This is a genomic window from Legionella massiliensis (assembly GCF_000756815.1).
GTDB lineage: Bacteria > Pseudomonadota > Gammaproteobacteria > Legionellales > Legionellaceae > Tatlockia > Tatlockia massiliensis.
In genome coordinates this window covers 51,139-64,246 of sequence record NZ_CCVW01000005.1, presented here as the reverse complement: position 1 = coordinate 64,246, position 13,108 = coordinate 51,139, and the positions used below count along the sequence as shown (strand labels likewise).

The following is a 13,108-nucleotide window of genomic DNA, read 5'->3' as shown; positions in this document are numbered from 1 at the left end:
TCCTTAAGCCACATAAACGCGATGGTGGGATTGCGGCAATTTGGGCAGGAAAAGCTGGGTGATAACGCTTGGCAAATACCAATAAGCCAGCACTAAAAGTGCTTTTGGCCCCTCCCCTTTCTTCAAGTAGCGCAAACCACTCAGCAAGCCCAATCCAAGCATCGCCACCACTAGTTTTTGATTGGCAATAATGAGCAACATAAAGCCAAGCCCTGCCACCACCAGCTCATCGCAGGTTAAGGTTAAGACTCGTTTTGGTGCATCGATAAGATTTAGGAAAACATAGTTCATGTTGCTCATTCGCATACCCTCTCAAAAAACAAAGGTTTTCAGTAAGAATGCTGGAACAAAGGCAATCGCTGTCACCCCAACAAAGACCATGGGGTTTTTCGTTTTGACGGCTGCGGCGGTTGCAAGAATGATGTCCACCAAAATAAAGACTTTCCAAAACATCGATCCACTTCCCAGCGAGTCTTTGACATCGCCATCTAAGGCACGAGCCAATAAGTCATTGGCAAAAGCACTATTTGAAAGCAGTGCAAACACCAGTGAATAGCTTCCCTTTTTCATCAAGGTTGCTATCTTTTTTCCCATTTTCATGGCTTTCCCCCATTTTTAGGTTGTAAAAATCCCTTAGGCGCTTAGCTGCCTAATTTTCAATCACAAATCAACGTGGTTTATATAACGAATTAACGGTGTTTTTTATGTGTTATGGCGCATTAAAATACCCCTGAGATGACTTTAACTAACCCTTGCTCTAAGGCCGGTCTTGCGTCAGCAAATTTTAAATTAACCTTGTCTGCATTAGAGACCACCCGGGTGCGATAACGCTGATAATCGCTGCGTTTGCTGGCTATCTGGCTCGTGCCGGATGCAGACCCATTTTGAAGATTGGCATTAAACTGTTCGTGAACGGCACCCTTCCCCACCCGCTCAGAGATTTGCACATCCGTAATCATTGTGTAGTTCACTGCTTTGACTAGAGAGTCCGCAGCCAAACCTAGAACACCACCTGCAAGACCGCCTGCAATCATTCCTGTGCTTGACTGCGTCAAACTGCCTGCGGCAGCACCCGCGATAGTTCCCGCAAGGGCTGAGCCATAACCACCACCCAATGCTGACTGGCTTGCCGCAACGCTCATTTTTCCGACTTTTAGCACATTGGCTTGCAACAGGTAGTGTGCTGATTTCGGATTATTAACGATTTTATAGCCCTGCGAACTTAAAGCGGCCTTTAATTGAGGGGCTATATTGATGTCCTCATCGGAAGTGTTTTTTATTGAGACGTAAACCGTTTTTTGAGCCTTTGAGACAGGCTCTAAAAAGATTGTTTCACTTTGCTTGGTACTGACTTGCAGCGCGCTGTGTTCTAAGGCGGTTTGTGTTGCAGCACAGCTCGTTAGCAGTACCGCCACACCCGCAATTGAAGGCATTGATTTTATTATTTTGTTGAGTTTCATGGTTCTCCCCTTTCCAATGAATTAAGGTTTAATGAGCCGTGGCATGCAACAGCCAATTTAATTCACTGATTAACTGCCTTGTCTGCTCGATATAAGGATGAACCATTGATGAAAAAAAACGACAATCAGCGCTATTAGATCTCACCCGCTCCAACGCTCGTGCTGCAAAGGCTAAATTTTCTTGGGCTACTTCATTGCGATTGCCGCGAATTAGAGAGGCTGTGTTTTTTAATATCGTCCCAGAATAGTCAACGTCGAAAGAGCAATACTCTTTGGTATTTGCCTTCGCTAATTCATTTAGGCTCACGCCTAAGTACGTTGCCTGAATTGCTAAGGAGTCTTTATCGAACTGCGCGGCAAGACAATTTCCTGATAGTAATAATGCGCTTAACAAACCCACAGCTTTATTGATTGATTTCCTACCCAAATACATTGTTCTACTCCTTTTTTTGATAATAAAATGCCTTTAGGCGTTTAACAGCCTTGTTGTTAGAAATGGTTTTTTTAGTTACTTAGACTGCAAGCCGCTTGTTTTAATGCTTATTGTGGCTTTTTTTATATCTAACATTGGTCTTTGTTGGCGCAATGGAATCTGAGATTTGCTGATGTAGCGCGAAGTCTTCTTGTTGAATTTTCAGATAAATCTCTTCGCGATGAACAGAAACATCTTTTGGCGCATTAACTCCTAAGCGCACCTGGTTTCCTTTCACGCCTAATACTGTAATATTTACATCATCCCCAACGATGAGGGTTTCACCAATTCGCCTGGTTAAAATTAACATGCTTATAGTTCCTTGTTTGGTTTGTTGAGTCTATAAATCACATGATCCCGTGCATTGATTATGTGATTGTCCTTATCCTGAATATTGGGCAATTGAGTCTCGTTACTCTTCAAATCCTCCAAAACGACATCCGATAAACTGTCAGTGTGAATCCCCAAACGGACTTGATTATTATGAATCCCTAATATGGTTAGCTTTACTTCGTTGGAGAGTGAAATACCCTCACCAATAGTTTTTGAAATAACCAACATTTTTCTCTCCAATGTCTGTGGCTATCGCTCATTAATATTGAGCCATTATTCTTGGTTTATATCGTGAATACTATTCCCCAAATTTGGGGAATTGAAATCCAAATTAAATTGTGATAAGACTTGTTTTTATTGTGTGAAAAATTCAATCATCCTTCCCTCCGCAAATCGTTAATTTACCTTTTCATTGTGTATGTAGGACAGTTATCAACCGTGTACTTAATAAAGTGTCTCGTATTTGATGTAATACCCATGCCTAGCTATTGATGGTTAGGCATTCTGGGCGCTCAGATGATTTTGGGGGAATAACTTAGATCATGGCCACAGATGGTTTTTCTCTTTGAAAGGGATTGTCGCAGCCTATCAGGCCTCGTTGAATACATTCAAATATCGCCTGGGTTATCGTTTCGCAGTTTAGCTGTCGCCTAATTTTTTTTAGATACTGCTCAACGGTAAATGGGCTAATATTTAATTCTCTTGCAATGAGTTTAGGCTGTTTGCCTTGTGCCGTTAACAGGATACATTCCTGCTCTCTTAGAGAGAGTGATATCTTATTTTCATAACCCTGTTTGATTACAGCTTCTCGCAACGCCTTATTGGTAAACACAAAGGAAAACCGATAAGCCGGATTGGTTTCAATAATCAAATCAACAAATTCATCTACAAAATTCACACAAAAAGATTCAAACTGATTGAGGGTTGTGTAGTAAAAATCGATTTCATTCGCGATAGGTTTATCCAAAATCACACTAAATGAGAACGTGCATTCAGAGTGCTTTCGTAGTATATGATAGACAGGGTATAGGCCGTAGTTTTCAGCACACATCGCATTGAGGCGCAGTGTTAACGATTCTGCATTTAACTCTGCTAGTTGAGCCTGTCTTTGATAGGCTTGAATAATCCCATCACAATTGGATAAGACTATATTGCCACCCTTATTAAAACTAAGCACCATAGAAAAATAAGGAATGCTTAGGGTACGTAATGAACTACAAACATCATCAACTTTTGTTCTGTAGGTTGAAATATCGTTCATTGCTGTCATGTTGCTTCCCTTTAGACTACTGGTTAATGAATGGAATACTCTTTGTTTTGCGAATCAATTTCGAACCTGAGCGATTCACAAGCTAATCGCGCAGCCATAGCAATATCTAAGAAATCGCTTTGAAGATTGTCTTGATAGGCTAGAGCCAATGACTCTGAACAAGCGCGTAGCAGGCTGTATAGCTCTTCTCTAGTAAACTGCTTTAACTGTGGAATCTGTTTCATTAGACAACTCCTAGTAACTGACGTATTTTTGCAAGCTGTGTTGTTGCAATCTCTTTTGACTGGGGCGGGATACACCATACAGGCTCTTCAATTGCTGGGAGTTGATGACCTTGACGGATTAAATGACAAACTTGTTCATAAGCCTCTTTGAATATTGCGAAAGAATGGCCTTCGTTCTCGATTGCTAAAAATTTTGGACCCAGGCGATTAGCTGTAAATTTAACGACGGCATGACTCCATTTTGGCTTCTTCGCATAAGCACAATTCAAAATCTCTCGATGAGCTTCCGCGGCCGAAGGCATGCGTAAATCACTGTAAAAGCCTAGGCACAGTGCACGAAACTGTAGGCAATTGGGTGGGAACTCACAAAGTTTATCGTCTTTATTCAAGGTCATTAAACGCTCTACACCACTTTCTAAGGCTTTCGGCGTTAAATCCTTAAGTGCCGTAAACCAAACACCCGTATCTCTAATGCCATGCTTAGAGGTGAAAAGTGTCCCGTAGATTGCAGTCAGTTGTATCCATAGGTTGGATAACTGTTCCTTCGATAAGTGCACTGGTGCTGTGTTCGCTGCTTTGGTTGCCCCAGATTGACTCAATTGAAATGCCATGAAGTTCACTGACTCGCCTAAGTGCTTCTGGGTAAAGAGAGTTTTGATTGCTGTTACGCTCATTCTTATCACTCCTTGATGGTTTTTGTGCCTTTTGTTGTTTATTTTTTATGTATTGAGCATCCCGTTCCAACCAGGTAACAAAGATAGGATTAAAATCAGCCCATTGCGTGTTGTGATTTTTGTTGTGTTGGATAAAGGCATTTATTTCGTCTTGATCAAGGACTTTGTTAAGTCCCATAGAGAGCGCTAACTCAATCGTTGCTGTATTAGGATAAAAGTTGTCATCAATTGGTTTTTTGCTGTGACAAAAACGTGAAGTCGGCGTGTTAGTTAGTTTGTTAGTTTTTGTTATGTTAAATATATTAATATTCTTTACAGCACTTTTTGGTGTGTTGGCTTCTGTGTTAACTTCTCTGTTATCTTGGACGTCTAAATTCCCTTCTGCACCAAATCCCATAAGGGAATCAGGTGAGTTAAGCTCTGTGTTACCTTCTGTGTTCTTGAGGAACTCACTAAAAATCTTAGGCAACTGAGGGAAAAGAAATTTGAGCGACTGGCCTTCTGAAATGACCTTAAAGTGATCACCACATTCACGCTCTATGGATTTGATATAATTGCGGATAGTTTGCTTTGTCGGTGTGCCACTTTCTTTTCGTCCAGGAGCCTTGTTTATTGTTAGAAGAAGGGCAATATCATTATAACTGATCTTGCTAACTGTTCCATTAAAGGGATTGGCTCGCCCTATTAAGTGATTAACTAACAGAGTATGTGCATAAGGAAGACCTCTAAATTTATGCTCGATACTTATTCTAGCTTGGCAATACAATTCAATCGTATTCACTATTCCTCCATGTTATTTATAAAATGAGTGTCTTTATTTAAGATGCTTTTTACTCCATAATGGAGGAAAAATTTATGTCGAAAATCATTTTACTTCGATTCGTTGTTTTGTCAATTAAATTTAATCCGAAATGGATTGAAAATATTTTGAGTGATATGAATACAAAAGAATACATAAAAAAAGTTTTGATTACTGATGAGCTTTCAACGCCAGAAGCAAGAGCGGATCGTTTAAAGCGCCTGAGAAATTTAACTAATTTGAGTCGAAAAGAAATTTGTGAATTTTGTAACCTTAATCTAAATACATACAAAGGGTGGGAGTTAGGTAGATTTGGTGGTTTGCCTGCTGATGGGGCTGAAAAAATTATTAGTCATGTAATAAGATTAGGGGTGATTTGTACTACAGATTGGCTTCTTTATGGAAAGGATCCTTCTCCATCACTTGCTTCTACTAAAAGTAATCTTACAGATGGCGATAATATTGAAGTATCTTCATTAAATCTTATAGAGAAAGAATTTACTGTTTTTCAAAGTTTATTAGAAAATGCGTTGCTAGAACGAGTAGATGATGATTCAGTATTACCCAACTTTAAAGAGGGTGACTATTTAGCTGGTGTAAAATTGTATGACCAAGAAATTAGCTTGGCAGTCAATCAACTATGTATTGTGCAAACAATTGATGGAAAAAAATTAATTCGGTATCTTAAAAGAGGAACGTCAAAGGACTGTTATTCACTTATAAGCACAAACCCTCTATCTAAAAGCCAAGACCTAGCAATTATAAATACGAGATTACTATATGCAGCTCCTATATATAGGCATTATATAGTAAACAACAATACCCCAACAAACAGCAAAACTGAGTAGTAAATATTTTTCTTTCCCACAATATCTAAACACTTTGAAGAAGCAATCATTTACTTATTTGATATTTCTGGGGAGATAAACTGACACAAGATATAAGAGGAAAATACTAACGTTTTTATGATTTTTTCTTGCATCTATTTTTATCGCAATAGATAATTGCCATATTTGCTTAAATTTCGATTTTCTATTTTAAGCGAAAAGCCAATGAGATAGATTTTAAGATACAAAAGAAAAAACGTTTTTTACAGATAATGGAACTAATAAGGAATTTGAGTGAATCAAGATTTTAAGGCATTTTATTTTAAAACAGAGGTTGTTTTAACTGATGACAATGAAAATTTTTTAAATGCATTAAACCACAAACTATCTAATAACTACCTTTTGAAACCTTTTCCAAATCCAAATAACGCTCTGAATTATATTGTATCTAGTTATGAAAATAATTTGATTGCTAATGCGTCAAATTTTATTAAAGAAGCAAGTTATGAAGATGATGATAATTATTTTGTTGAATTTTCAAAAATTAGGTCTTTAGCAGACAATTCTCAAAGAAATAAAGTTATTTCAGTTGTCATTGTTGATTACTCTATGCCTTTGATGAATGGAATAGAGTTTTGTGAAAAAATTTCCCATCTTCCTATTCTTAAAATAATGCTGACAGGACACGCTGATTTTAATGTTGCGATAAATGCTTTTAATCGTGGGATAATAGATAGATTCTTACTTAAAGACTCAAAAAATATGCTTTATAATATTAATGAAAGTATTGATATTATGCAAAAAACTTTTTTTGAAAAACAATCGTTCCCTTTGTTAAGTTGTTTGTCCGCAAACAAAAACACTCTAGTTAGCTTATCGGAATATAGTAATCATTTTAAAGATATAGTAAAAAATTTAAACGCTATTGAATATTATGTATTGGATACTTTAGGTAGTTATTTGATTATTTCAGAGCAAGGACATAACTATTATTTTATAGTCTTAACCAACACGCAATTAGATGAACTTATTGACGTTGCACAAAGTTCAAATGTTGCCCCTGATTTATTGGAGAAAATTGTTAACAAAACACATGCCCCTATTTTTCTAAAGGAAGAGGATTATAAAGTTCCAGCTTTGAATTGGGAAAACCTACTATATCCTTTAGAAAAGAGGAAAAATTATTATTACTGCCTTATAGAAAAGTAATCTTTTAATGGTAAAAAGCATATATGAATATCGATGAATTATACCGAAAAGCAGAACAATTTTTACCATGGAATCTGCATAAATGTTTATTCAATACTACAGTTACTCCATACTGGACAGATAACGCATTATATTATTTCAAAGATACTGAGTCAGATAAGTCATTAATACGAGTTGATATCAAAACTGGGGTAAAAAAGCATATTTTAAAATATGATCAGATCTTAAATAAACTTTTTCTTCAAATTGGTTCTAATTCTGAGAAATCACTATCAGGTTTTATCATAGAAGAATCCCCTGAAGAAAAAATATTTTTTATCCATAATAACCATTCTTGGTGCTATTACATTGATAGTGATATTTGTGAGCATATTAATGAAATTACTCCGGGACACTTGATTTCACCCGATAAAAATTGGGGGTTACGGGTAAAAAAAAATAATCTTATTTTGAGAGACTTGATAAATGAAGAAGAATTTCAACTGACAAGTGATGGCGAGCCTTATCATAATTACGCAACTTCTCCAGAAACAAATACAAATGCTATTACCCAGAGAATACAAGGAATTACTCCTGATCCTGTTGCTATTTGGTCTCCAAATTCTAAAAAAATTATTACTCATCGATTGGATCAACGGAAAGTTAAAAATTTATTTCTGTTAGAAAATGCACCAGAGAATTCACAAAGACCTAAGCTGCATAGTTATCGTATGTCCTTTTCAGGCGATGAGCATCTACCGTTAGTTAAGTTAATAATTATTGATATCGAAAGTAAATTAGTAGTAAGTGTTAATGCAGAACCTTTATTAGCACCCTATTTGACTCCCATTGAGTTTAAATGGGTTTGGTGGAATAACAATTGTACAAAAGCATATTTTCTCAAAGAAACTCGTGGTGCTAAAGCATTAATGCTGTATGAAATTGATGCTGAGTCTGGTGACACGAAATTATTAATTGATGAAAAAGCAGAGCGTACTTACGTTGAACCAAGCCCTCATGCACCTTGGATCCCTCAGATTCTGATATTAAATGAAAGCCAAAAAATTATATGGATGTCGCAAAGAAGTGGTTATCCGCATTTATATTTGTTTGATAAAGAGAACAATACTCCTGTCCAAGCTATTACACAAGGAGATTGGTGTGTAAGAGAACTCCTTTTTTATGATGACAAAGAGAATTTACTTTATTTTACTGCGTGTGGTTTCGATAAGAATAAAGATCCATATCATGAGTATTTATTTAGATGCCGACTAAATGGGAGTGAAATGGAATGTTTAACGAAAGAATATGGTAACCATAGTATTCATATATCACCCCAAAAGCATTGTTTTTTAGATAGTTACTCTACCATTAATACTGCTCCCGTTGCCGCACTTAAAAATATGGAGGGGTATTTAGTTACTTCTATTGAAGTTGCTGATATTAAGGGTTTATCTAAATTAAATTGGATGCTCCCTAAACGTTTTTGTGTAAAAGCGAGAGATGGGGTTACTGATATTTATGGCAACCTTTATTTTCCATCTCATTTCGATTCTTCAAAAGAATATCCTATAATTGACCATATCTATCCTGGCCCACAGATTTATAGAACACCTTCGGACTTTAACATATATTCGTCAATAACGAGCTCCGCATGGATAGCTCAAGCTCTTGCTGAATTGGGATTTATTGTTATGCAGCTTGATGGATTAGGAACTCCAGGAAGATCTAAACATTTTCATGACGCAACTTATAAAAATATGGGAGACTGTAGCATACCCGACCATGTAATAGCCATTAAACAACTTGCATCAAAATATGATTTTATTAATAAAGATAAAACAGGCATAACAGGTTATTCTGGAGGAGGATATGCGGCAATGCGAGCGATGCTCCTTTATCCAGATTTCTATCATGTATGTGTATCCGCAGCAGGCAATCATGATTTACGCTGCTATCCTGCAAACTATGGGGAAAAGTACAATAGCTTGGATACTACAACCTACGAAGACCAGTCTAATACTGTGTTAGCAAAAAATCTTCAAGGTAAATTATTACTAGTACATGGTGAAATGGATGACAATGTGCATCCTTGCGCAACAATGCAATTAGTTGATGAATTAATAACTCACAATAAAGATTTTGAGCTATTAATTATGCCAAATCAAAATCATAAGACAACTCCTACTCATCCTTATTTTATTCGTAAAACATGGGATTTTTTTGTGCGAAATTTATTGGGAATTGAGCCTCCAAAAAATTTTCTCCTAAAAGAAATGCCTAATGAATATCGGCAATTACTTTTATGATGACATGATTTTTAATTTTAATTAAGCAATAGAAGTTTATGAACCTATTAAAGCAAGTTTTTATAGTTATTTTTCTTTTGACAGCAAACAGCATAAATGCAGACTCAGTAAATGAAGAATTAAGAATCACTCTTCAAAAATCAAATATTACACTTGACCCAGGTAGCATTCGTGATACACAAAGCTTATTTATTTCAAGGCAAATTAATTGCGAACTGATACGTAATCAGGGCTCCGCCTATGTTTTAGAAGCTGCTGATACAATAAATTACATAACGCCGTTAAAAATTAGGATAAAATTAAAAAAAATTAAATTTCATGATGGATCATTAGTAAAATCAGAAGATGTTATTGCAAGCTTTGATTATATAAATCAATCAAAAAGCGTTTTTAATAACTTTTGGACTTGGATTGATAAAATCCAAGCCATTGACGATAGAACCATTGAAATCAGCCTAAACAAAGAAGCTCCTCAACTATTAAGAGTGTTGTCATCGTCAAATTATACAATTTTTAAAAAGGAGTTTATTGAAAATGCAAAAATTGATGCAAGACTATGGAAGAAACCTATTGGTTGTGGCGGATATAAAGTCATTCAATTTGGTAAACATGTAATTAAATTAGCACCTATCTCTAAGGGTTTGCCGATCAGATTTGATGTAATTAAAGATAATCAAGTTGACTCTAACGACTTAACGAAATACGACATTATTAATTTAAATATTCGAGGGAACTCTGAACAACTCAAGAATTTTAATATTATAGACTTATATAGCCCCAAACAACTTTATGTGGGTTTAAATTCAAATAGTAATCGCTGGAAAAATAAGTATGAGCGTTGTTTGTTTTTATCAAGCCTACAGATTGACGAACAATTGTTGAATAATTATGAGAAAGAAACTGAGCTAGCGAACGATTTTTTCCCAAAAGGGACCTTCGGATATGACAAAGAAAGTGATTTTAATAAAAAACTTAGTAAATTAGCTAAATCGGCAATTTATAATTCAAATCCTCAACCATTGTGCTTAGCTTACTTGACAGTATCAGTACAAGAAAAGCAAAAAATCTTATATCAAAATATGTTTAAAAAGATATATCCAAATATTTCTTTGAAAGAGATTTCAAATGTAAAAGAATATGGCAAATATTTTGCCAACAGCAAATGTGATGTACTTATTTTTGGTCTAGTATCAGACTATTTTGATGGCTATGAGTTTCTAACCATTTATCAAGATAATAAAGCTAATTTTACTGGAATAGCCAGCAAAAAATTAGATGAGCAAATTACAAAGAGCCAATTTATTTCAAACCCCTTAAAAAGAGTTCAAGCATATAGGAATATTGTTGATAACATAGCTGATTTATGTGTAGTTAGACCAATTTTTACTTCTCTAACAAAAGAAATTTTTGTTAGAAAAAACTTAAACACACCAGGTATTGGATTATCTGTTTTTCACCAATATTTTCTTGGAAACATTTCAAGAGACGCACCATGACTCTAAAGCAACCAAAAATTATAATTTTAATTGAGACGTTTTTTATTGCATCGATTTTTCTTGTTTTAATGGCAACTTTACTAGTTGGAATATATTTTAATAAATATGAGGAACAGCAGAAACAAAATGAAAATATAGAAAGAAGACATCATCTTTTGTCACAACTGATCGTTCCCTCTTTGGCCATTTCTGATATATCAGAAGTAAGGAAACTGTTGCACATGTCATCTGGAGTTGATGAAACGTATATGATAATTGATGATAATGGCACAGTTATAATGTCTGATTATGGAAATAGATCTCTTTATGGTTTTGGAAAAAGTTTTAATAATTGGAAAATTTGTAACAGACCGAGTCTAATTGATCAAACCATAGAAAAAGAGAAGTACTCAATTTATTGCTCGAGCTTAATAGACAATAGTATATTTTCCAGCAATAAAAAAATAGGATTACTTTTCAGTTTCACAAAATCCAACCCTTTTATTTTATTTTCTCCAGCAGTGATCTATTTCATTTTAATATTGACCTTACTATTTTTAACTTTGATATTTCTCTTAAGAAAAATATTATATATGCAATTACTTCAGCCATTGCTTAAATTAAAGAATGCCATCTTAAACCGGTCTCTTCATAACGTAATACATCCCAAAATAGAGGAAATTAAAAAACTACCTTGGGAGTTGGTTGAAATTAAGGATGCGTTTGAAAGGTTATTATCAAACTTACAAGAAGAATATAATGGGCGTATTGAGGCTGAAAAGATGAAGGCATTAGTTGATGTTATGGCAGGAGTATGCCACGACATCCGCTCCCCTCTCTCAATTTTAGAATTTTGTATTATAGAGGCAAAGGATTATTTGCCCAAGAAAGATGTTCAAATACAAGTCGAAGCGCTACAAAATATTAGAGACATTGCAAATAATTTGCTCGATAAATATCGAGAACCCAATGCAAAGCTATTAACGCCAATAGAAACTGATTTTTTAATTAAACCTTTACTGCTCTCGTCTATTATAGATACAGTAATTTCCCACAAAAAGCAGGAATGGAAAAATAAACCTTGTAAGCTAATTTTCAATGCTCATAAAAATGCTAAAAACAAATGGATAAATTCAATTGAATCTGAAACAAGAAGAGTATTATCAAATATACTGAATAATGCTTATGAATCTTTAAGGGATAATGGATCTATAGACATATCTTTAAAATCAAATAGCAATGAATTATTAGTTATCATTTCCGATAATGGCATAGGTATTCCCTTTGCCCATCTTAAATCCGTTCTGAATGGTTTCAGCTCCAAACACCCAGGAAAAGGAATTGGGCTTTCTAATGCAAAACAGTATATGGAGAGTTTGGGAGGTAGTTTAGCTATTAATTCACAAGAAAATTCAGGAACACAGGTTACGCTTACATTTCCTTTTTTTAAAAATCCTTTATGGTTACCTGAAGAGATAATTATATGCAGTAATCAGACTATAATTCTTTTAGATGATGATCTCTCTATTCATAATTTTTGGCAAAAAAAGTTAAGAAATACAGGTGTTAAATTGATTCAATTTTATTCTGGAAGTGAATTTGTAGAATGGTATGGCCAATCTGAAAAATCGGATTCTACACTATACTTTATGGATTATGAACTTAGAAAGGAATCTCTTAACGGGGTTGATCTTTTGAAGTCAATTAACCCACAACAAAGAGGATTTTTAATAACAAGTCATGCTGAGAAAAATATTTTTCAAAGAACAGCCGAAGAATTAGGTATTTGGCTTTTGCCTAAGTGTGTATTGAATGAGATTCCTGTAAAAATAATAGCAGAACAATAAGTTGCATGAGCTTTCTCCATTCGTGCAGAAAGCTCAAAATAATTTATTGACGATTTTGCCATATTCTTAAGCTCTTCTGAGGAAGAGTTAATTTGTATTTCTATGAATTTTTGTTAACTACTATCTTGAAAACCTGTGACATGTCTAGATGGTTACCGAAACCCGCATATGGATGGCGCAGGATAGAAATCAGTATAAATCACTAAAACCTACTTTAAAGATAAAATATC

The 13,108-nt window shown here is 35.0% G+C and carries 15 protein-coding genes; 5 read left to right on the top strand and 10 right to left on the bottom strand.

Annotated features, from left to right (window positions below; translation table 11 throughout):
- Positions 1–3: 3 nt before the first annotated feature.
- From traL to BN1094_RS18025, 10 genes are all read right to left on the bottom strand, one after another.
- Positions 4–300 (bottom strand): type IV conjugative transfer system protein TraL, encoded by a 297-nt coding sequence (gene traL / locus BN1094_RS18070; RefSeq protein WP_044012669.1) that lies wholly within the window; start codon positions 298–300, stop codon positions 4–6.
- 12 nt (positions 301–312) lie between these two features.
- Positions 313–600 (bottom strand): hypothetical protein, encoded by a 288-nt coding sequence (locus tag BN1094_RS18065; RefSeq protein ID WP_044012668.1) that lies wholly within the window; start codon positions 598–600, stop codon positions 313–315.
- Between the two features lie 119 nt (positions 601–719).
- Complete coding sequence (locus BN1094_RS18060; RefSeq protein ID WP_044012667.1) at positions 720–1,460, bottom strand: complement resistance protein TraT; 741 nt, start codon at positions 1,458–1,460, stop codon at positions 720–722.
- A gap of 28 nt (positions 1,461–1,488) precedes the next feature.
- Positions 1,489–1,893: a hypothetical protein gene (locus tag BN1094_RS18055; RefSeq protein ID WP_052403382.1), complete on the bottom strand. Its 405-nt coding sequence runs from the start codon at positions 1,891–1,893 to the stop codon at positions 1,489–1,491.
- Positions 1,894–1,993: 100 nt separating this feature from the next.
- Positions 1,994–2,242, bottom strand: coding sequence for a carbon storage regulator CsrA (gene csrA, locus BN1094_RS18050; RefSeq protein ID WP_044012666.1), 249 nt, complete (start codon positions 2,240–2,242; stop codon positions 1,994–1,996).
- A 2-nt stretch (positions 2,243–2,244) separates the two neighbouring features.
- Positions 2,245–2,493: a carbon storage regulator gene (locus BN1094_RS18045; RefSeq protein ID WP_044012665.1), complete on the bottom strand. Its 249-nt coding sequence runs from the start codon at positions 2,491–2,493 to the stop codon at positions 2,245–2,247.
- 307 nt (positions 2,494–2,800) lie between these two features.
- Entirely contained in the window at positions 2,801–3,535 is a 735-nt protein-coding gene (locus BN1094_RS18040; RefSeq protein ID WP_044012664.1) for a helix-turn-helix transcriptional regulator, read from the bottom strand.
- 23 nt (positions 3,536–3,558) lie between these two features.
- Positions 3,559–3,759, bottom strand: coding sequence for a hypothetical protein (locus BN1094_RS18035; RefSeq protein ID WP_044012663.1), 201 nt, complete (start codon positions 3,757–3,759; stop codon positions 3,559–3,561).
- Positions 3,759–4,154: a hypothetical protein gene (locus BN1094_RS18030; protein WP_245614412.1), complete on the bottom strand. Its 396-nt coding sequence runs from the start codon at positions 4,152–4,154 to the stop codon at positions 3,759–3,761. The genes BN1094_RS18035 and BN1094_RS18030 overlap by 1 nt, the downstream gene beginning before the upstream one ends.
- A gap of 85 nt (positions 4,155–4,239) precedes the next feature.
- Positions 4,240–5,214 (bottom strand): Vir protein, encoded by a 975-nt coding sequence (locus BN1094_RS18025; RefSeq protein WP_245614411.1) that lies wholly within the window; start codon positions 5,212–5,214, stop codon positions 4,240–4,242.
- A 74-nt stretch (positions 5,215–5,288) separates the two neighbouring features.
- On the opposite strand from BN1094_RS18025, the gene BN1094_RS18020 reads away from it, so the two are divergent.
- The 5 genes from BN1094_RS18020 to BN1094_RS18000 all read left to right on the top strand — a co-directional run bounded on the left by BN1094_RS18020 (position 5,289) and on the right by BN1094_RS18000 (position 12,878).
- Positions 5,289–6,080: a S24 family peptidase gene (locus tag BN1094_RS18020; protein WP_044012661.1), complete on the top strand. Its 792-nt coding sequence runs from the start codon at positions 5,289–5,291 to the stop codon at positions 6,078–6,080.
- Between the two features lie 273 nt (positions 6,081–6,353).
- Positions 6,354–7,268, top strand: coding sequence for a response regulator (locus tag BN1094_RS18015; protein ID WP_044012660.1), 915 nt, complete (start codon positions 6,354–6,356; stop codon positions 7,266–7,268).
- Positions 7,269–7,291: 23 nt separating this feature from the next.
- Positions 7,292–9,556: a S9 family peptidase gene (locus tag BN1094_RS18010; protein ID WP_052403381.1), complete on the top strand. Its 2,265-nt coding sequence runs from the start codon at positions 7,292–7,294 to the stop codon at positions 9,554–9,556.
- Positions 9,557–9,594: 38 nt separating this feature from the next.
- The gene (locus BN1094_RS18005) at positions 9,595–11,052 is read left to right on the top strand and encodes an ABC transporter substrate-binding protein (protein WP_044012659.1); all 1,458 of its coding nucleotides are present in this window, start codon (positions 9,595–9,597) and stop codon (positions 11,050–11,052) included.
- Positions 11,049–12,878: a hybrid sensor histidine kinase/response regulator gene (locus tag BN1094_RS18000; RefSeq protein ID WP_044012658.1), complete on the top strand. Its 1,830-nt coding sequence runs from the start codon at positions 11,049–11,051 to the stop codon at positions 12,876–12,878. Before BN1094_RS18005 ends, BN1094_RS18000 begins: the two co-directional genes overlap by 4 nt.
- Positions 12,879–13,108: the final 230 nt, after the last annotated feature.